At 71.1% G+C, this 18,810-nt stretch carries 18 protein-coding genes; 4 read left to right on the forward strand and 14 right to left on the reverse strand.

What is annotated here, in order from left to right; all coding sequences use genetic code 11:
* Nucleotides 1-10: 10 nt before the first annotated feature.
* From ACWD3O_RS08090 to ACWD3O_RS08100, 3 genes are all read right to left on the reverse strand, one after another.
* Nucleotides 11-2,686, reverse strand: a complete 2,676-nt coding sequence (locus ACWD3O_RS08090; RefSeq protein ID WP_451415202.1) for an ATP-binding protein — start codon at nt 2,684-2,686, stop codon at nt 11-13.
* A gap of 309 nt (nt 2,687-2,995) precedes the next feature.
* Nucleotides 2,996-3,319, reverse strand: a complete 324-nt coding sequence (locus ACWD3O_RS08095) for an STAS domain-containing protein (RefSeq protein ID WP_356130645.1) — start codon at nt 3,317-3,319, stop codon at nt 2,996-2,998.
* A 179-nt stretch (nt 3,320-3,498) separates the two neighbouring features.
* On the reverse strand, nt 3,499-4,347 hold the full coding sequence (locus ACWD3O_RS08100; protein WP_451415203.1) for a 3-hydroxyacyl-CoA dehydrogenase family protein: 849 nt from the start codon (nt 4,345-4,347) through the stop codon (nt 3,499-3,501).
* A 144-nt stretch (nt 4,348-4,491) separates the two neighbouring features.
* Between ACWD3O_RS08100 and ACWD3O_RS08105 the strand changes: the two genes are divergently transcribed.
* Nucleotides 4,492-5,064, forward strand: coding sequence for a cob(I)yrinic acid a,c-diamide adenosyltransferase (locus tag ACWD3O_RS08105; protein ID WP_451415204.1), 573 nt, complete (start codon nt 4,492-4,494; stop codon nt 5,062-5,064).
* On the opposite strand, the gene ACWD3O_RS08110 is transcribed toward ACWD3O_RS08105, so the two are convergent.
* Nucleotides 4,981-5,646 carry a hypothetical protein gene (locus tag ACWD3O_RS08110; RefSeq protein ID WP_451415231.1) on the reverse strand — a complete coding sequence of 222 codons (666 nt, stop codon included), beginning with the start codon at nt 5,644-5,646 and terminating at the stop codon, nt 4,981-4,983. The two genes, ACWD3O_RS08105 and ACWD3O_RS08110, sit on opposite strands and share 84 nt — an antisense overlap.
* A gap of 165 nt (nt 5,647-5,811) precedes the next feature.
* On the opposite strand from ACWD3O_RS08110, the gene ACWD3O_RS08115 reads away from it, so the two are divergent.
* The 3 genes from ACWD3O_RS08115 to ACWD3O_RS08125 all read left to right on the forward strand — a co-directional run bounded on the left by ACWD3O_RS08115 (nt 5,812) and on the right by ACWD3O_RS08125 (nt 9,676).
* The gene (locus ACWD3O_RS08115; RefSeq protein ID WP_451415205.1) at nt 5,812-7,014 is read left to right on the forward strand and encodes a sensor histidine kinase; all 1,203 of its coding nucleotides are present in this window, start codon (nt 5,812-5,814) and stop codon (nt 7,012-7,014) included.
* Between the two features lie 4 nt (nt 7,015-7,018).
* Complete coding sequence (locus ACWD3O_RS08120; RefSeq protein WP_451410430.1) at nt 7,019-7,672, forward strand: response regulator; 654 nt, start codon at nt 7,019-7,021, stop codon at nt 7,670-7,672.
* A 174-nt stretch (nt 7,673-7,846) separates the two neighbouring features.
* Nucleotides 7,847-9,676, forward strand: a complete 1,830-nt coding sequence (locus tag ACWD3O_RS08125; RefSeq protein ID WP_451415206.1) for a glycosyl hydrolase family 18 protein — start codon at nt 7,847-7,849, stop codon at nt 9,674-9,676.
* Nucleotides 9,677-9,911: 235 nt separating this feature from the next.
* Here the strand turns inward: ACWD3O_RS08125 and ACWD3O_RS08130 are convergent, their stop codons facing one another.
* The 10 genes from ACWD3O_RS08130 to ACWD3O_RS08175 form a co-directional block, all read right to left on the reverse strand.
* Nucleotides 9,912-10,367 (reverse strand): DUF2550 domain-containing protein, encoded by a 456-nt coding sequence (locus ACWD3O_RS08130; protein ID WP_451415207.1) that lies wholly within the window; start codon nt 10,365-10,367, stop codon nt 9,912-9,914.
* 171 nt (nt 10,368-10,538) lie between these two features.
* Nucleotides 10,539-10,913 (reverse strand): F0F1 ATP synthase subunit epsilon, encoded by a 375-nt coding sequence (locus ACWD3O_RS08135; protein WP_356130629.1) that lies wholly within the window; start codon nt 10,911-10,913, stop codon nt 10,539-10,541.
* Between the two features lie 174 nt (nt 10,914-11,087).
* On the reverse strand, nt 11,088-12,536 hold the full coding sequence (atpD, locus tag ACWD3O_RS08140) for a F0F1 ATP synthase subunit beta (protein ID WP_451415208.1): 1,449 nt from the start codon (nt 12,534-12,536) through the stop codon (nt 11,088-11,090).
* Nucleotides 12,536-13,453: a F0F1 ATP synthase subunit gamma gene (locus ACWD3O_RS08145; protein ID WP_451410426.1), complete on the reverse strand. Its 918-nt coding sequence runs from the start codon at nt 13,451-13,453 to the stop codon at nt 12,536-12,538. Before ACWD3O_RS08145 ends, atpD begins: the two co-directional genes overlap by 1 nt.
* Nucleotides 13,454-13,474: 21 nt before the next feature.
* Complete coding sequence (gene atpA, locus ACWD3O_RS08150) at nt 13,475-15,067, reverse strand: F0F1 ATP synthase subunit alpha (RefSeq protein WP_451410425.1); 1,593 nt, start codon at nt 15,065-15,067, stop codon at nt 13,475-13,477.
* A 157-nt stretch (nt 15,068-15,224) separates the two neighbouring features.
* Nucleotides 15,225-16,040 (reverse strand): F0F1 ATP synthase subunit delta, encoded by an 816-nt coding sequence (locus ACWD3O_RS08155; protein ID WP_451415209.1) that lies wholly within the window; start codon nt 16,038-16,040, stop codon nt 15,225-15,227.
* Nucleotides 16,037-16,582, reverse strand: a complete 546-nt coding sequence (locus tag ACWD3O_RS08160; RefSeq protein WP_356130619.1) for a F0F1 ATP synthase subunit B — start codon at nt 16,580-16,582, stop codon at nt 16,037-16,039. The genes ACWD3O_RS08155 and ACWD3O_RS08160 overlap by 4 nt, the downstream gene beginning before the upstream one ends.
* Before the next feature lie 41 nt (nt 16,583-16,623).
* On the reverse strand, nt 16,624-16,851 hold the full coding sequence (atpE, locus tag ACWD3O_RS08165; protein WP_356130617.1) for an ATP synthase F0 subunit C: 228 nt from the start codon (nt 16,849-16,851) through the stop codon (nt 16,624-16,626).
* A gap of 79 nt (nt 16,852-16,930) precedes the next feature.
* The gene (gene atpB, locus ACWD3O_RS08170; RefSeq protein ID WP_451410422.1) at nt 16,931-17,752 is read right to left on the reverse strand and encodes a F0F1 ATP synthase subunit A; all 822 of its coding nucleotides are present in this window, start codon (nt 17,750-17,752) and stop codon (nt 16,931-16,933) included.
* A 225-nt stretch (nt 17,753-17,977) separates the two neighbouring features.
* On the reverse strand, nt 17,978-18,415 hold the full coding sequence (locus tag ACWD3O_RS08175) for a hypothetical protein (protein ID WP_451410421.1): 438 nt from the start codon (nt 18,413-18,415) through the stop codon (nt 17,978-17,980).
* Nucleotides 18,416-18,810 lie beyond the last annotated feature (395 nt).

Genomic DNA, 18,810 nt, shown 5'->3' on the forward strand with positions numbered 1-18,810 from the left:
GCGCGGCGCGTCAGGCCACGGTGGGGGCCGGCGAGGCGCTGGGTTCGGGGGCGCTCGTCAGCGACGGGGAGGAGCCCTGGCCGCCGGAGGTCGTGGTGCTCGCACCGCCGTCGGCGCCGTCCGTGGTGCCGCCGTCCGCGCCGCCCTCGGTGGTACCGCCGCTGTCGGCCCCGCCGTCGGTCGTGCCGCCGTCGGTGGCGCCGCCGTCCGTCGTGCCGCCGTCGGTGGGGCCGCCGGTCGTCCCGTCGGTGGTGCCCGCGTCGGTCCCGCCCGACGGGCTGCCCGGCGTGCCCGATCCCCCGGAACCGCCGCTGGGGCTGCCCGAACCGCCCGTCGGCGGCTTGCTCGAGGCCGGAGGCTTGGAGGTCGGCGGCTTGGACGTACTGCCGCCGCCCCCGGACGTGGTCTCCTCGTCCTCGTCCTCGTCCCCGCCCGTGGCGGGGGCGTCGTCGTCGGCGGGCGGGGGCGCGACGTCGTCGGGCGTGCCGAGCACCCCGTCGGGGCCCGGGTCGGTCGGGCGGCTGGTGGCCCTGCCGGTGTCGCCGTCGTCCGCGGCCTCGTCGGCGCCGAGTTCGTCGCCGTAGCCCTGGCTGGCCGACGGGTTGGGCCCGGTGCCCTCGGTGGGCACGTCCTTGTCGCCGCCGGCCGCGCCCAGCGTCACCACCGTGCCCAGCACGGCGACCAGCAGCGCGCCCGCGCCGGCGGCGACCAGGTTCTTGCGGGCGCCGCCCAGCACGCCGCCGTCGCGGCCCTTGCCGGCCGCGGGTCCGGGCCGCCGGGTGACCGGGGTGTCGCCGGGGAAGACGCTCGCGCCCGGCTGCGCCAGGGCGGCGGGCACGTCGCGGCGCGTGTCCCGGTCGCCGTCGCCGGAGCCGAACGCCTCGAAGGCGGCGAGGGCCGCGAGTGACGCCGCGCCCGCGGCCGCGGTGGCGCCGCCGTCCGCCGGGGCGGCGCCGTCCACGCCGGGCAGGTCGCCCGTGCGGTCGGCGACCAGGGCCAGCGCGCGGCGGCCGGCGACCAGTCCCCGCTTGTCGCCCGCGGTGGCCCGCAGCGCGACCGCGGTGTCCAGCTCGGTGCGTGCCCGCTCGTGGCGTCCCTGACAGAGCGCCAGCACGCCCAGCTCGTGGTGGAAGTAGCCCTGCTCGGCGACCTCGCCGAGCAGCCGGGCGGCCTCCGAGCCGCTGCGCAGGACCTGTTCCCACGCGGCCCAGGCAAGGCCGGCGGCGAGGGCGGGCGCGGCGTTGCGGGCGAGCCGCAGCACCAGCCCGTCGTCGGCGGGCGGCAGCGCGGCCAGCACCGCCAGCACCGCGGGGGCCTCGGCGCTCACCCGCTCGGGGGTGACGGACTGGTGGCCGGTCCACCAGGCGTAGTGCTCGGCGGCGGTACGGACGCGGAGTTCGGCGCCCTCCTGGTAGCCGGCCGCCTCCAGCTGGGCCAGCACCCCGGCGGCCAGCCGGTGACGGCCGCCGGCGGACGACACCAGGGCGCAGCCGAGGAGTTCGCCCAGCGCGCCGTCGGCGTGGGTGTCGCCCACCAGGGCGGGGAGGTGCGCCGGGTGCGGGAGTTCACCGCCGAGCGCGACCGCGAACCGCAGCGCGTCACGGGCGGAGGAGGACAGCCGGGAGGCGAGCAGCGGCGCGGGCGCGGCGCCCTCGGCGAGCGAGGGCAGCGGGGCGGCATCCTCGCGGGTGTCGAAGGGCAGGCCGGTCTCGGGGACGGACACCGCGTCCTCGAAGACGCCGACCTCGTCCACGGCGTCGGTGGCGGCGCGCAGCCGGTCCCGCTGGCGCAGCAGCGCGCCGGCCTGGACGAACCGCAGCGGCAGGCCCTCGGACTCGAACCAGAGGTCGCCCGCCCAGGTCGTCTCCTCCTCGGTGAGGTCGCGGCCGGCGGCGTGGGCGAGGAGCTGGAGCCCGGCGGCGCGGGTGAGGCCGTCGAGGGCGACCGTCTCCGTGAGCGCCTCGGCGGCGGGCTCCGGCACGTCCGGGGTGGCGGATATCAGGAACGCGCACTCGGGGGTGGCCTCGAGCAGCCGGGCGAGGTCGGCCCCGCCGAAGGTGATGTCGTCGACGACGACCACGGCGCCGATCTCGCCGAGGAGGTGGTGCAGTTCCTCTTCGGAGGGGCGGCGGCGCTGGGCGCCGTAGGCGGCGTGGAAGAGGTCGCCCAGGAGTTCGTCGGCGCTGCGGCCCAGGCCGCCGAGGCGGATCACGCCGTCGGGGGCGAGGTCGGCGCAGTCCTCGGCGACGACGTCGAGCAGACGGCTGCGGCCGGAGCCGGACGGGCCGACCAGGCGGACGGAGCGGCCGCGGGCCAGCAGGCGGACGAGTTCCTCGCGCGCCTCCTGACGCTCCAGCAGCGGCAGTGCGGGCAGGCCGGATCCGCTCGCGTCGGCCGGCAGGGCCGCGGCGCGGACGGCGGCCCGCTCGGCCTCGGCGCGCTGCTCCACGGTGAGCTTCGCCGGCCGCTCGGGCGTGCGTTCGGGCGGGCAGAGTTCGATCTCGCTGCCGTCGACGGGGTTGACGGTCAGCAGCAGGTCGTCGGTGAACACCTCGGTGGTGCGGGCCACCGACGGCGCGTGCTGGCCGAAGTCCGGCGTGAGCGGGTCCCGGGGCGGACGGGGGCGCGGCTGACGGCCGCCGCCTCCGTGGCCGCGCTCCTCGGGTCCACGGCTGTTCGGGTCCATAGGTCCAATGCCCCCCATGCGTCGTGTGCCGAGCCCCTCCCGGCCTTGCCGCACACCGCGCAGTCGTCACTGGTCCGGGCCGCCGCAGGGATGGTTCGGATGTCGGGTCGGCAGGCGACCGAACCTTAAACCTCGCTCAGTATCACCGAACAGCCGGGGTACGGGTCCGTCCGCGACATCACAGTCTGATGTGGATTCGCGGCGGGCGACAGACCGCCCCGCTACGGGTGGGACCGGCGTGCGACCGGGGGGTCCGAGGGGCTGCCGGGCCTCGTAAAAGCCTCAGCCGGACGCGTCAGCCGGGCGCGCTCAGACGCGCGGCAGGCTGTCGGCGGCGAGGCCGCCCTCGATGGCGAGGATGCGGTGCAGCCGGGTGGCCACCAGGAGGCGCTGCATCTGCGGCGGCACGCCGCGCAGGACGAGCCGGCGGCCGGCGCGCCCGGCCCGCCGGTGCACGCCCATGATCACGCCCAGTCCGGTGGCGTCCCAGGAGTGGAGCTCCGAGAGGTCCAGGACCAGGTCGCCGACGCCGTCGTCGACGGCGGAGTGCAGGACCGTACGGGCGTCCGCCGCGCTGCGGACGTCGAGGCGGCCCCCGACGACCAGCTCGGCGTGGTCGCCCCTGATGAACATAAGCGCTCCCCGGGAATGCGTCTTCTATCACCGTCTGCGTACGGTGATGCCACTTCTGACGCCGTGGGGGAACCAGAAGTTGCCGTCTGTAAGTGAACCGATACCGAAATCACCCTCTCGGGTGACCCGAAGGGTGATCTCGGTACGGCGTGCGGGTGTTCACCCGCGGTCGTCCTCGATCAGTGCTTGTAGAAGCCCTGCCCGCTCTTGCGGCCGATGTCACCGGCGTCCACCATTCGGCGCATCAGCTCCGGCGGCGCGAACTTCTCGTCCTGCGACTCGGTGTAGATGTTGCCGGTGGCGTGCAGCAGGATGTCGACGCCGGTCAGGTCCGCGGTGGCCAGCGGGCCCATCGCGTGACCGAAGCCCAGCTTGCAGGCGATGTCGATGTCCTCGGCGCTGGCGACGCCCGACTCGTAGAGCTTGGCGGCCTCGACGACCAGCGCGGAGATCAGCCGGGTGGTGACGAAGCCCGCCACGTCGCGGTTGACCACGATGCAGGTCTTGCCGACCGACTCGGCGAACTCCCGGGCACGCGCCAGGGTTTCGTCGCTGGTCTTGTAGCCGCGGACCAGCTCGCACAGCTGCATCATCGGCACCGGCGAGAAGAAGTGCGTGCCCACGACCCGCTCGGGCCGCGCCGTCACAGCGGCGATCTTGGTGATCGGGATGGCGGAGGTGTTGGAGGCGAGCACCGCGTCCTCGCGGGCGATCTTGTCCAGCGCGCGGAAGATCTCGTGCTTGACCTCGATCTTCTCGAAGACCGCCTCGACGACGACGTCGGCGTCCCCGACGGCGTCCAGGTCGGTGGTGGCGGTGATCCGGGCCAGCGCGGCCTCGGCGTCGGCGGCGTCCAGCTTGCCCTTGCTCACGAACTTGTCGTAGGAGGCCTGGATGCCGCCCAGACCCCGGTCGAGCGCCTCGTCCGTGACATCCCGCAGGACGACGTCCCAGCCGGCCTGCGCGGAGACCTGGGCAATGCCGGAACCCATGAGGCCGGCTCCGATGACGGCGAGCTTTCCTGCCACTGCCACTCCCTGTTCTCGTGTCCTCTGGCCGGACATTAGCGCCCGCGAGGACGCTCGTGACCGCTAAGTAACGCGCGTCACGTCTCATTTGACGGACATCACACCCGCGGCGCCCGCGGACACGGCGTTCCCTAGGCTGTGCGCATGGTCAATCTGACGCGCATCTACACCCGTACCGGGGACAAGGGCACCACCAACCTCGGTGACATGAGCAGGGTCCCGAAGACGGACCTCCGCATCTCCGCCTACGCCGACGCCAACGAGGCCAACGCCGTGATCGGCACGGCCGTCGCCCTGGGCGGGCTCGAGGAGGACGTGGTCGCGGTCCTCACCCGCGTCCAGAACGACCTCTTCGACGTGGGCGCCGACCTGTCGACGCCGGTCGTGGAGGACCCCCAGTACCCGCCGCTGCGGGTCGAGCAGTTCTACGTGGACCGGCTGGAGGAGGACTGCGACCGGTTCAACGAGCGGCTGGAGAAGCTGCGTTCGTTCATCCTGCCCGGCGGCACGCCCGGCGCGGCGCTGCTGCACCAGGCGTGCACGGTGGTGCGCCGCGCGGAGCGTTCGACCTGGGCGGCGATGGAGGTCCACGGCGAGACCATGAACCCCCTGACCGCCACCTACCTCAACCGCCTATCGGACCTGCTCTTCATCCTTGCGCGGGTGGCCAACCTGTCCACCGGGGACGTCCTGTGGGTGCCCGGCGGGGAGCGCTGACCCGGGGCCCGACCCGGCGTCCTGCCCGGGGCCCTTCCCGGCGTCCTGGCCGGGGTCCTTCTTGGGGAAGAGCGCGTAGCTGAGGGCGATCAGGCCGTGGATGCCCACCACCCTCAGCGCCCCCCACTGGAAGGACCGCAGCGAGGACGTGTCGCCGGCGTCGCCGACGTACCAGATGCCGCCCTGGAGCAGCGCGGCGGCCACGGCGGCGGCGAGGACCGTGCGCAGCCAGAGCCGGCCCTCGTGGGCGGCGCGGGCCATGCCGTACCTCGGCGGCTTCCGCGGCGGCGGGGCGCCGGCCAGGCGGTGCGCGGCGTGGCCGTCGAGCCACCGGATGGTGTAGTGCCCGTAGCCGACGGTGAAGCCGATGTAGAGGGCGGCCAGCCCGTGCTGCCAGTCGGGTTCCGCCCCGCCGCGCAGGTCGATCACGGTCACCACGAACAGCACCAGTTCCAGCACCGGCTCGCACAGCAGCAGCACGGTGCTCAGCCGCTGCCTGCGCAGCAGGTACCGGGCCGCCAGTCCGGCGGCCAGCAGCACCCAGAAGCCGACCTCACAGGCGATGATCAGTGCGAGGATCACGTCGGTCCCTCCGTCCTCGGTGTCGCCTTCCACCCTCCTCCCGCGCGGGTCCGCGCACATCGCCCCAGGCGACGAGAACGGTCTGCATCCTTCGATGTAGGCGCGCCGTGAGGAGGTGGCGTCCGGCCGCATGTGCGGGGCGGCCGTGACGTGTTGGATGGACCCATGACCGTCGAGACCTCCCCGCGGCGCCCCCGCCCGTTCGACGTGGCGGCGGCGGTGGGCGGGCTGGCGCTGGGCCTGCTGCTGTGGGCGGTGGGCCTGGACGTGTACCCGGCGCGGGACGTGCCGGGCTGGTGGGTGCTGGTGCCGCTGGCCGTGATCTCGGCGCTGGAGCCGCTGCGCCGGGTGCGCCCGCGCGCGGCCCTGGCCGGCGGCACGGTCGCCCTGGTCGCGGACCAGTTCACCACCGGCAGCCTGGCGACCGTGCTGCTCTTCACCGACCTGATGTACGCGGCGGCCGTCTACGGCGGCGCGCGTCTGGCCCGCCGGCTGCCGGTGGTCACCGGCGCGCTGAGCCTGGTCGCGATCGGCTTCGGCGTGCTCACCTGGCAGAACGCGTACTCGCTGATGCTGGGCCTGGGGGTGAGCCTGGCCGCCTTCAGCCCGGCCGCCACCGGCGCGCTGGTCCGGCACCACCGGGACGCGGCCCGGTCGGCGCGCCGGGAGGCCGAGCAGACCGCCCGGCTGGCCGAGCTGGACCGGGCGCAGGCGGTCACCGCCGAGCGGACCCGGATGGCGCGGGAGCTGCACGACGTGATCGCCGGGCACCTGTCCGCGGTGGCGGTGCACTCGACGGCGGCCCTCTCGCTGGACGACGCGGACACCTCCCGCCAGGCGCTGGGCGTGATCCGGGAGAACAGCGTGGCGGCGCTGACCGAGATGCGCCGGCTGATCGGCCTGCTGCGGGCCGGCGGCGACGACCTGGAGCCGTCGGCGGCGCCCTCCCTGGAGGGCGTGGCGCCGCTGGCCGAGGGGGTGCGGGCGGCGGGCTTCCCGGTCCACCTCGACCTGGGGCCCTGGCACGGTCCGGACACCGCCGAGGGGCGGGCGGCGCGGCGGCTGCCCTCGCCGGTGGAGCTGGCCGCCTACCGGATCGTCCAGGAGTCGCTGACCAACATCCTCAAGCACGCCGCGCAGGGCCCGGTGACGATCGCGCTCTCGCTCGACACGGGCGCGCTCGACATCCGGGTTTCCAACGTCCACGGCGCGCCGGACGGGCAGCCCGCCCGGGCTCCGGGGGCCGGGGCCGGGCTGATCGGGATGCGGGAGCGGGCGCAGCTGGTGGGCGGGACGTTCGAGGCGGGGCCGCGGGACGGGCGCTGGGTGGTGCGGGCGCATCTTCCCGTGCCGGAAGGGGAAGGGTGATCTTGTGATCCGGGTGGTGGTCGCTGAGGACCAGTCGGCCGTGCGGGCCGGACTGGTGCTGATCCTGCGCAGCGCCCCCGACGTCGAGGTGGTCGGGGAGGCCGCCGACGGCGAGCGGGCGGTGGAGCTCGCCCGCGAACTGCGGCCCGACGTCGTACTGATGGACGTGCAGATGCCGCTGCTCGACGGGGTGGGCGCCACCCGGCGGATCGCCGCCGAGCACCTGGCCGACGTGCTGGTCCTGACCACGTTCGATCTCGACGAGTACGTCTTCGGCACCCTGCGCGCGGGCGCGGCCGGCTTCCTGCTGAAGAGCGCCGAGGCGGCGGAACTGATCGACGCGGTACGGACGGTGGCGCGCGGCGAGGGGCTGATCGCGCCCGCCGTCACCCGGCGGCTGATCGCGGAGTTCGCCGCCGGCGGCCAGGGCCGCGCGCCCCGCGAGGGCGCACCGGACCCGTCGGTGCTGAGAAATCTGACACCCCGCGAGCGCGAGGTGCTCTCGTGCCTCGGCGAGGGCCTGTCGAACGCTCAGATCGCGGGACGCCTGGAGATGGCCGAGGCGACGGTGAAGACGCACGTCAGCCGCCTGCTGGCCAAGCTGGAGCTGCGGAGCCGGGTGCAAGCGGCGGTGCTCGCTCAGGAGTTGGGGATCTGACGGCGGGTGCGCCGTTCGGCCCGCCCGGCGGTTTACGCAAGGAAACTGCATTGGTCCAGACCTATTGACCGGTGGTCCAGACCTTTCTAATCTGACCGCACTTGCGCGGCGTCATGGCCTTGTCAAGGCCGGAAGCCGGAGCACCCCCCTCACCCTCACCCCGAGGAGGCGCAGATGCGCTTCAGACAACGCGTGACGGCGGCAGTCGCCACGCTCGTCCTTCCCCTCGCCGGACTGGTCGGGCTCGCCACGCCCGCCCAGGCGGCCACCTCGGCCACCGCCACCTACAGCAAGACGCAGGACTGGGGCAGCGGCTTCGAGGGCAAGTGGACCATCAAGAACACCGGTACCACGGCCCTGTCCTCCTGGACCGTCGAGTGGGACTTCCCCACCGGCACCAAGGTGACCTCCGCCTGGGACGCCACCGTCACCAGCTCCGGCAACCACTGGACGGGCAAGAACCTCGCCTGGAACGGCAGTCTCGCCCCGGGCGCCTCCATCTCCTTCGGCTTCAACGGCTCCGGCACCGGCTCCCCCACCGGCTGCAAGCTCAACGGCGGCTCCTGCGACGGCGAGCCCACGGTTCCCGGCGACAAGGCCCCCTCCGCCCCGGGCACCCCCACCACGTCGAACGTCACCGACACCTCGGTCCGTCTCGCCTGGACCGCGGCCACCGACGACAAGGGCGTCAAGAACTACGACGTCCTGCGCGGCGGCGTGAAGGTCGCCACGGTCACCGGCACCTCGTACACCGACTCCGGCCTCACCGCCGGTACGGACTACTCGTACGCCGTCCAGGCGCGTGACACGGCCGACCAGACCGGCCCGGTCAGCGGCTCGGTCTCGGTCCGCACCACGGGTGGCTCCACCACGCCCACCGACCCGCCGCCCGGCGGCAAGATCAACCTCGGCTACTTCACCGAGTGGGGCATCTACGGCCGCAACTACCACGTCAAGAACCTGGTGACCTCCGGCTCCGCCTCGAAGATCACGCACATCAACTACTCGTTCGGCAACGTCAAGAACGGGCAGTGCGTCCTCGACGACTCCTTCGCCGCCACCGACAAGGCGTACACCGCCGACCAGTCCGTCGACGGCGTCGCCGACACCTGGGACCAGCCGCTGCGCGGCAACTTCAACCAGCTGCGCAAGCTGAAGGCGAAGTACCCGCACATCAAGGTCCTGTACTCCTTCGGCGGCTGGACCTACTCCGGCGGCTTCGCCCAGGCCGCGCAGAACCCGGCCGCGTTCGCCAAGTCCTGCAAGGGCGTCGTGGAGGACCCGCGCTGGGCCGACGTCTTCGACGGCATCGACATCGACTGGGAGTACCCGAACGCCTGCGGCCTGACCTGTGACACCTCCGGTCCGGCGGCGTTCAAGAACCTGTCCCAGGCGCTGCGCGCCGAGTTCGGTTCCAACTACCTCGTCACCGCGGCGATCACCGCCGACGGCTCGAACGGCGGCAAGATCGACGCGGCCGACTACGGCGGCGCCGCGCAGTACCTCGACTGGTACAACGTGATGACGTACGACTACTTCGGCGCCTGGGCCAACACCGGCCCGACCGCCCCGCATTCGCCCCTCACCTCGTACGCCGGCATCCCGACCGCGGGCTTCAACTCCGCCGACGCGATCGCCAAGCTGAAGGCGAAGGGCGTGCCGGCCTCCAAGCTGCTGCTCGGCATCGGCTTCTACGGCCGCGGCTGGACCGGCGTCACCCAGTCCGCCCCCGGCGGCACGGCGACCGGTGCGGCGCCCGGCACCTACGAGGCGGGCATCGAGGACTACAAGGTCCTCAAGAACTCCTGCCCGGTGACCGGCACGATCGCGGGCACCGCGTACGCCCACTGCGGCACGCAGTGGTGGTCCTACGACACCCCGTCCACCATCGCGGGCAAGATGGCCTGGGCGAAGTCCCAGGGCCTGGGCGGCGCGTTCTTCTGGGAGTTCAGCGGTGACACCGCCAACGGCGAACTCGTGAACGCCATCGCCAGCAACCTGTAGCACCAGCGACACCCCGGCACGACGAAGCGGGGGCGGCCCACCGGCCGCCCCCGCTTCCCGCGTTCCCCCGCCGCTCGCCCCTCGCCCCTCGCCGCTCGCCGCTCGCCGCAGGGCCTGAGCCCCGGCCAGGGCCTGAGCCTCAGCCTGAGCCTGAGCCTGGGCCCCGGGCGGCCCGGGCACGGCGAAGGGGGGCGGCCAAGGTGGCCGCCCCCCTCTCAGGACCATCGCTCCGCGCCTACGCGACGTTCACCCGCTGCCCCGGCGGGGCGGCCTCCAGCCACGCCAGGAAGCCCGTGAGCGCGTCCTCGCTCATCGCCAGCTCCAGCCGCGTCCCCTGATGCACACAGACCAGCACGACCGCGCTGAGGAGGAGCGCCAGCTCCTCCTCACCCTCCGGCAGCCGGCGCCCGACCACCTCGATGGCGGCCCGCTCCAGCATCCGCCGCGGCCTCGGCGAATACGAGAAGACCCGGTACCAGGCGATGCTGTCACCGCTGTACCGGGCCACTCCGTACGCCCAGCCCTTGCCGTCGCCCTCGACGCCCTCCTGCGGCTCGGGTGCCTCCCACCGCAGGCTGCAGTCGAAGGTGCCCCCCGACCGCTGGATCAGCCGGCGACGCAGCCCGAAGGCGAAGAGGCCCACCACCGCGAGCACCACCAGCGTCCCGACCACAGTCAGAGCGAGGATCATCGGCACCGACCTCCTCGTCTCTCAGAACTGGGAACCTGTCAACTGGCAAAGTCGAAAACGGGTAACGAACCGTCTCCGGATTCACCTCAGCCGCGGCTGGTTCCGGAATGTTCCGGAACCAGCCGCGGCTGGGTCACGCGCGTGCACTGCAGCGCGCCGAGCGCGCCGGGGTCAGCGAGCCGACACCGCCCGCAGGCGGACGTCCGCACGGCGCTCGGCGGAGGCGTCGGCCTCCGACTTCGCGCGCTCGAGCGCCCGCTCCGCGCGCTGGACGTCGATCTCGTCCGAAAGCTCGGCGATCTCGGCCAGCAGCGACAGCTTGTTGTCCGCGAACGAGATGAAACCGCCGTGGACCGCTGCCACGACCGTCTCACCACCGGTGCTGCGGATCGTCACGGGGCCCGACTCCAGCACACCGAGCAGCGGCTGGTGACCGGGCATGACGCCGATGTCGCCGGAGGTGGTGCGCGCCACGACCAGGGTGGCCTCACCGGACCAGACCTGGCGGTCGGCAGCGACCAGCTCGACGTGCAGCTCAGCAGCCAAGGTTGGCTCCTCGGGTCACCACCCGGCGGTATGCCGGGTGTTGGGTCAAAGTCTAGACCCGTCCGAAGACGGGGGTCCTGGGAACCGGTCCCAGGGGGGGTGGAGCGGGGGTGGGAGGGCCGGCCCGGAGACCGGCCCTCTCACCTCACCCGCGCCCGCCGAACCTCAGGGGGTTCAGCTGACGCCCAGCTCCTTGGCGTTGGCCTTGAGGTCCTCGAGGCCACCGCACATGAAGAACGCCTGCTCCGGGAAGTGGTCGAACTCACCGTCGCAGATCGCGTTGAACGCGGCGATCGACTCGTCCAGCGGCACGTCCGAACCGTCCACGCCGGTGAACTGCTTGGCGACGTGGGTGTTCTGGGACAGGAAGCGCTCCACACGACGGGCACGGTGGACGACGAGCTTGTCCTCCTCGCCGAGCTCGTCGATACCGAGGATCGCGATGATGTCCTGGAGGTCCTTGTACTTCTGCAGGATCCCCTTGACGCGCATGGCGGTCTCGTAGTGGTCCGACGCGATGTAGCGCGGGTCCAGGATCCGGGACGTGGAGTCCAGCGGGTCCACGGCCGGGTAGATGCCCTTCTCGGAGATCGGACGGGAGAGAACCGTCGTCGCGTCGAGGTGGGCGAAGGTGGTGGCCGGGGCCGGGTCGGTCAGGTCGTCCGCGGGGACGTAGATCGCCTGCATCGAGGTGATCGAGTGACCACGGGTCGAGGTGATGCGCTCCTGGAGGAGACCCATCTCGTCGGCCAGGTTCGGCTGGTAGCCCACCGCGGAGGGCATACGGCCGAGCAGGGTCGACACCTCGGAACCGGCCTGCGTGAAGCGGAAGATGTTGTCGATGAAGAACAGCACGTCCTGCTTCTGCACATCGCGGAAGTACTCCGCCATGGTCAGACCGGCCAGGGCCACGCGCAGACGGGTGCCCGGCGGCTCGTCCATCTGACCGAAGACCAGCGCGGTCTTGTCGATGACGCCGGAGTCCGACATCTCCTCGATCAGGTCGTTGCCCTCACGGGTGCGCTCACCGACACCGGCGAACACGGAGACACCGTCGTGGTTGTTGGCGACGCGGTAGATCATCTCCTGGATGAGCACCGTCTTGCCGACGCCGGCGCCGCCGAACAGACCGATCTTGCCGCCCTTGACGTACGGGGTCAGCAGGTCGATGACCTTGACGCCGGTCTCGAACATCTCGGTCTTCGACTCGAGCTCGTCGAAGTTCGGGGCCTGGCGGTGGATGGACCAGCGCTCGCCCTCGTACGTCTCGTCGACGTTCAGCACCTCACCGAGGGTGTTGAACACCTTGCCCTTGGTGAAGTCGCCGACCGGGACGGTGATGCCCGTGCCGGTGTTGGTGACCGGGGCCTGGCGGACCAGACCGTCGGTGGGCTGCATGGAGATGGCGCGGACCAGGCCGTCGCCCAGGTGCTGGGCGACCTCGAGGGTCAGCGTCTTCTTCTCGCCGGCGTTGGCCGGGTCGGCCACCTCGACGTGAAGGGCGTTGTAGATCTCCGGCATCGCGTCGACGGGGAACTCCACGTCGACGACCGGGCCGATGACCCGCGCGACGCGGCCGGAGGCCACGCCCGCGCCAGCGGTCGGCTCAACAGTGGTGGTCATTAGTTGTCACTCCCCGCGGTCGCGTCGGCCAGGGCGCCTGCGCCACCGACGATCTCGCTGATTTCCTGGGTGATTTCGGCCTGGCGGGCCGCGTTGGCAAGCCGGGAGAGCGTCTCGATGAGCTCACCGGCGTTGTCGGTGGCCGACTTCATCGCGCGCCGCGTGGCGGCGTGCTTCGAAGCGGCCGACTGCAGCAGTGCGTTGTAGATGCGGCTCTCGACGTACCGCGGCAGCAGGGCGTCGAGGACGTCCTCCGCGGAGGGCTCGAAGTCGTACAGCGGAAGGATCTCCCCCTTGGAGGGGAGCTCCTCCGCCACCTCGTCGAGCTTGAGAGGCAGCAGCTGAGCCTGGATGGCGGTCTGCGTCATCATCGAGACGAACTCGGTGTAGACGATGTGGAGTTCGTCCACACCACCCTCGGCCGTGTCCTGCTCGATCGCCTCGATCAGCGGCGCCGCGACCTGCTTGGCGTCCGCGTACGTCGGCTCGTCGGTGAAGCCCGTCCACTGTCCCGCGATCGTGCGCTCGCGGAAGTTGTAGTGGGCCACGCCGCGCCGGCCGACGATGAACGTGTCGACCTGCTTGCCGTCCGCCTCGAGCTTCGCCGTCAGCTGCTCCGCCGCCTTGATGGCATTGGAGTTGAAGGCGCCGGCCAGACCGCGGTCGCTCGACAGGAGCAGGACCGCGGCACGGGTCGGGTTCTCCGCCTCCGTGGTCAGCGGGTGGCGCGTGTTCGAACCGGTCCCCACCGCCGTGACCGCGCGGGTGAGCTCGGTCGCGTACGGCGTGGAGGCCGCCACCTTGCGCTGCGCCTTGACGACACGCGAGGCGGCGATCATCTCCATCGCCTTGGTGATCTTCTTGGTCGCGGTGACGGATCGGATGCGACGCTTGTAGACCCGGAGCTGAGCTCCCATGAGTCAGGTCCCTTCCTTACGTCACTTGGAGACGGAAACCGGAGCGTCCTCGCCGAGCAGCTTGCCGTCCGACGTCGTGAACGTCTTCTTGAACCCGGCGATGGCGTCGGCGACGGACTGCAGGGTGTCGTCCGACATCTTGCCGCCCTCACGGATCGAGAGGAGCAGGCCCGACTCGTTCTGCCGCAGGTGGGCCAGCAGCTCCGACTCGAAGCGGCGGATGTCCTGGACCGGGACGTCGTCCATCTTGCCGGTGGTGCCGGCCCAGACGGAGACGACCTGCTCCTCGGTGGCCATCGGCTGGTACTGAGCCTGCTTGAGCAGCTCGACCATCCGCTGACCGCGCTCCAGCTGCGCCTTCGACGCGGCGTCCAGGTCGGAACCGAAGGCGGCGAACGCCTCCAGCTCACGGAACTGGGCCAGGTCGACGCGGAGACGGCCGGAAACCTGCTTCATCGCCTTGTGCTGCGCGGAACCACCGACTCGGGAGACGGAGATACCGACGTTCAGCGCGGGGCGCTGACCGGCGTTGAACAGGTCCGACTCCAGGAAGCACTGGCCGTCGGTGATGGAGATGACGTTGGTCGGGATGAACGCCGAGACGTCGTTGGCCTTGGTCTCGACGATCGGCAGACCGGTCATCGAACCGGCGCCCATGTCGTCGGAGAGCTTGGCGCAGCGCTCCAGCAGACGCGAGTGCAGGTAGAAGACGTCACCCGGGTAGGCCTCGCGGCCCGGCGGACGACGCAGCAGCAGGGACACGGCGCGGTAGGCGTCGGCCTGCTTCGACAGGTCGTCGAAGATGATCAGGACGTGCTTGCCCTGGTACATCCAGTGCTGGCCGATGGCCGAACCGGTGTACGGCGCCAGGTACTTGAAGCCGGCCGGGTCGGACGCCGGGGCGGCGACGATGGTCGTGTACTCCAGAGCGCCGTTCTCCTCCAGCGCGCGGCGGACCGACGCGATGGTGGAGCCCTTCTGGCCGATGGCGACGTAGATGCAGCGGACCTGCTTCGACGGGTCGCCCGTCTTCCAGTTGGCCTTCTGGTTGATGATGGTGTCGACGGCCAGGGCGGTCTTGCCGGTCTGGCGGTCACCGATGATCAGCTGACGCTGACCACGGCCGACGGGGGTCATCGCGTCGACGGCCTTGTAGCCGGTCTCCATCGGCTCGTGCACCGACTTGCGCTGCATGACCGTGGGGGCCTGCAGCTCGAGGGCGCGGCGACCCTCGGTCTCGATCTCGCCGAGGCCGTCGATGGGGTTGCCGAGGGGGTCGACCACGCGGCCGAGGTAGCCCTCGCCCACGGCGACCGAGAGCACCTCACCGGTGCGGCGCACCGGCTGGCCCTCCTCGATGCCGTTGAACTCGCCGAGGACGATGGCACCGATCTCGCGCTCCTCGAGGTTGAGGGCGAGGCCGAGGGTGCCGTCCTCGAACTTCAGCAGTTCGTTGGCCATGGCCGAGGGAAGACCCTCGACCTTCGCGATGCCGTCGCCGGCAAGGGTGACCGTACCGACCTCCTCGCGCGAGGCCGCGTCCGGCTTGTACGACTGGACAAAGTTCTCCAGCGCGTCCCGGATCTCCTCCGGCCGGATCGTGAGCTCCGCCATCTGGGTTCCCTGCTCTCCTTGTTGGGCCCGAAGTTTCTTGGGGGAATCTGGGGGGCTCCCCCAGAAACTTTGCATCCTCTGCACGGCCCAACCAGGGCCGTAAAAAACGTACTGCTTGCGGTGTTCTTGACTGTGCCGTCCGGCTCGGTCGGCCGGGTCAGCCCGCGAGGCGCCGGTTGGCTTCCTCGAGGCGGTCCACGACGGAGCCGTTGATGACCTCGTCGCCGACCTGCACCCGGATCCCGCCGAGGACCGCGGGGTCCACGTCGAGGTTGAGGTGCATCTCGCGGCCGTAGAGCCTCACCAGGGCGGCGCTCAGGCGCTGCTTCTGGATCTCGCTCAGCGGCACCGCGGAGGTGACCACGGCGACCATCCGGTTGCGGCGGCCGGCGGCGAGCTTGGCGAGGGACTCGAGTCCCGACTCCAGGCTACGTCCACGCGGCGCGGACACCAGACGGATCACCAGGCGCTCGGTGACGGCGTGCGCCCGGCCGCCGAGCAGCCTGCGCAGCAGACCGCTCTTGGCCTCGGCGCTCGCGGACCGGTCGGTCAGCGCGGCACGCAGGGGCTGGTTCGAGGCGACGATCCGGCCGAACCGGAACAGCTCGTCCTCGACGCCGTCCAGGGCGCCGGCCTTCTGCGCGGCCGTGAGGTCGGCGAGGTTCGCCAGCTCCTCCACCGCGTCCACCAGGTGGCGCGGGGCGGACCAGCGGGACCGGACCATGCCCGACACCAGGTCGGTGGCCGGACCGCCGATCTGGCTGCCCAGCAGGCGCTGGACCAGGTCGGCCTTGGCCTCTCCGGACTGCGCCGGGTCGGTGAGGACCCGACGCAGCGACACCTCGCGGTCGAGCAGCGCGGTGACGGCGGACAGCTCGTCGGCGAGCTGCGCCGCGTCGACGGACGTGGAGTCCGTCAGCGCGTCGAGTCGCTCACGGGCGGCCACCAGGGCCTCGCGGCTCGCTCCGTTCATCGCGCGGCCTCGGCCTTCTCCTCGAGCTCGCCGAGGAAGCGGTCGATGACACGGCTCTGACGGGCGTGGTCCTCGAGGGACTCACCGACGAGCTTGCCGGCCAGGTCGGTGGCGAGCTTGCCCACGTCCTGGCGCAGCGCGGACGCGGCGGCCTTGCGGTCGGCCTCGATCTGCGCGTGGCCGGCGGCGATGATGTCCTCGCGCTGGCGCTGGCCCTCCGCACGCATCTCGGCGATGAGCGCGGCACCCTGCTCCTGCGCCTCCTGGCGCAGGCGCGCGGCCTCGTGACGGGCCTCGGCGAGCTGAGCCTTGTACTGCTCGAGCACGCTCTGGGCCTCGGTCTGGGCGGCCTCGGCCTTCTCGATACCGCCCTCGATGGCCTCGCGGCGCTCTTCCAGAACCTTGTTGATGTTCGGGAGGAGCTTCCAGGCGAAGACGCCGAAGACGATGACGAAGGCGATCAGGCCGATGACGAGCTCGGGGATCGGCGGGACGAGGGGGTTCTGGACCTCCTCGGCCGCAATCGTGAGCAGCTGGCTCATGTCAATGCCTTTCGTCTAGTGGGCTGGTCGTGAGAGTCAGATCACGGGCCGTAGACGAACGGCATGACCAGACCGATGAGGGCGAGCGCCTCACAGAAGGCGAAGCCGAGGATCTGGTTGGCACGGATCAGGCCGGCGGCCTCGGGCTGGCGGGCCAGCGCCTGGGTGCCGTTACCGAAGATGATGCCGACGCCGATGCCGGGGCCGATGGCGGCGAGGCCGTAGCCGATGGAGGCGACAGAACCGGTAACTGCGGCAAGAGTGGACATGCCAGTTCTTCCTTTTCTCAACGGACCGGTGGGGGTTGGCCACCGGACGACTGGGGGTCGGGTTCTACGGGCGTTCGACTCAGTGGTGCTCTGCGAGCGCGCCCTGGATGAAGGTGCAGGTCAGCAGCACGAAGACGTACGCCTGCAGGGCCTGGATGAACAGCTCGAAGACCGTCATCACGATGACCATGATGAAGCTGACGCCGGCGTAGGCGATGCCGATGCCGTTCAGCAGGTACCAGCTGGCGATCGTGAAGAGCACCAGAAGCGTGTGGCCCGCGAACATGTTCGCGAACAGTCGCACCGCGTGGGTGAAGGGGCGGACCAGCAGGTTCGAGAAGAACTCGATCAGCATGGCCAGCGGCAGAACCGGGCCGAGGTCCTTGTTGTAACCGGTGATGTTCTTCCAGCCGCCGACGAAGCCGTGGCGCTTGAAGGTCAGGCTCACCCACAGGACGTAGACGATGGCGGCGAGGATCGCCGGGTAGGCGATGATCGACGTCACGGGGAACTGGGCGAGCGGGATGATCGACCAGAGGTTCATCATCCAGACGAAGAAGAACATCGAGACGACCAGGGGGACGTACTTCTCGCCCTCCTTGCGCCCGAGGGTCTCGTAGACCACGCCGCGGCGGATGAAGTCGTAGCCGAACTCGGCGACCATCTGCAGCTTGCCGGGGACCATCTTCGGCTTGCGGAAGGCGGCCCAGAAGAAGCCGATCACGATGAGCGAGCCCAGCAGGGCCAGCAGCATCGGCTTGTTGAAGTACAGGTTGCTGTCCGCGTCGCCCCACAGGGGCTCGAACAGGAACGAGTGCAGGCCCGGAGCCGGGAAGCCACAGCCATCGAAGATGTGGCAGTCGGTCTCGAAGGCGAGCACCTGCGTCGGATCAGCACTCACCGCGGGCTCCTTCAGCGTGGCGCATAGGTACGGCAACCTCGTTGTGTCGGCGCGGCACGAGGCCGCGGTTCGGCACGGGACTGGTCTTACGGATGTGGGGGCGGCTGGGGGGCATCAAGCCTCGCGTTCGAGCAGGCGTCAGCTCGGATGCCCGCGCCCGCGATGCCGCAGTCGGCAACGGACGATAGCAGGAACGCTCAGGTGTGCTTTCCCCGGCCCCGTTCCTCACGACGAGCGCCCCGTCTTCTGCGTCTTCTCGTTCTCGGTCGACTCGGGTTCGACGTACAGGATCTTGGCCTTCATGTGCGCACGAGCCTGCGCGGCGACCCAGACGATGGTGCCGACGACCAGCGAGATCGCGAAGGTCTTGGGGTGGAACAGCGACGTGTCCTTGAACACGGCCACGAAGAAGAACATCAGCAGGATCTGCGCCGTGTAGAGCATCAGACCCATGGCCTGGAACAGGTGCGGAAGCGACCTCGCGACGCGCTGCAGTACGTAGAGCCCGATGCCCATGAAGAGGAGCACGACCAGCGTTCCGACGACGGCGCCGAGAGCACCCTTGCCGCCGGCGAACACACCGCTGACCACCGCGGCGATCGCGCCGACGGCGGCGGTGGGCACCGCGGTGTGGATGAGCATCCGAACGTCGTTGGACGGCATGGCGGCAACTCCGCTTACTGAGGGGGGCAGGGTGTCGTCATGGACGAGCGTAGACCCGGGGTGCGAGAGACAACCTCGGGCCGGGACGCCGTCGCACTGGGCCTTCGAAAGACTTTCGGGGGGCTGTCGTGCTCGCTCGTCCGGCTCCGTTCCGGGCTACTCGTGAACGCTATCACAAACTATTTGATGAGGTCTTTACCTACCTTGTGTGCCTGCTGTCACACGAGGGGGTTAAGCGGCGTGCCAGAACCGATTCGGCACACCGAATGCCTGGTATAGGGCCGGTTTGCCCGCCCAAGGGCTTCCCAAGAGCAGCCCTCGGGCGGGTCAAGCTCTAGTCGGATTCTTACCTTCGCCGTGACCGGCACCCAGGCGGACGGGCGGACGGGCGGGCG

Source organism: Streptomyces sp. NPDC002640 (assembly GCF_053592575.1).

Coding starts and splice junctions, on each gene's coding strand:
- ACWD3O_RS08090 (WP_451415202.1), bottom strand. CDS start 2,686: ATGGACCCGAACAGCCGTGGACCCGAGGAGCGCGGCCACGGAGGCGGC.
- ACWD3O_RS08095 (WP_356130645.1), bottom strand. CDS start 3,319: ATGTTCATCAGGGGCGACCACGCCGAGCTGGTCGTCGGGGGCCGCCTC.
- ACWD3O_RS08105 (WP_451415204.1), top strand. CDS start 4,492: ATGGTCAATCTGACGCGCATCTACACCCGTACCGGGGACAAGGGCACC.
- ACWD3O_RS08115 (WP_451415205.1), top strand. CDS start 5,812: ATGACCGTCGAGACCTCCCCGCGGCGCCCCCGCCCGTTCGACGTGGCG.
- ACWD3O_RS08125 (WP_451415206.1), top strand. CDS start 7,847: ATGCGCTTCAGACAACGCGTGACGGCGGCAGTCGCCACGCTCGTCCTT.
- ACWD3O_RS08130 (WP_451415207.1), bottom strand. CDS start 10,367: ATGATCCTCGCTCTGACTGTGGTCGGGACGCTGGTGGTGCTCGCGGTG.
- atpD (WP_451415208.1), bottom strand. CDS start 12,536: ATGACCACCACTGTTGAGCCGACCGCTGGCGCGGGCGTGGCCTCCGGC.
- ACWD3O_RS08145 (WP_451410426.1), bottom strand. CDS start 13,453: ATGGGAGCTCAGCTCCGGGTCTACAAGCGTCGCATCCGATCCGTCACC.
- atpA (WP_451410425.1), bottom strand. CDS start 15,067: ATGGCGGAGCTCACGATCCGGCCGGAGGAGATCCGGGACGCGCTGGAG.
- ACWD3O_RS08155 (WP_451415209.1), bottom strand. CDS start 16,040: ATGAACGGAGCGAGCCGCGAGGCCCTGGTGGCCGCCCGTGAGCGACTC.
- ACWD3O_RS08160 (WP_356130619.1), bottom strand. CDS start 16,582: ATGAGCCAGCTGCTCACGATTGCGGCCGAGGAGGTCCAGAACCCCCTC.
- atpE (WP_356130617.1), bottom strand. CDS start 16,851: ATGTCCACTCTTGCCGCAGTTACCGGTTCTGTCGCCTCCATCGGCTAC.
- ACWD3O_RS08175 (WP_451410421.1), bottom strand. CDS start 18,415: ATGCCGTCCAACGACGTTCGGATGCTCATCCACACCGCGGTGCCCACC.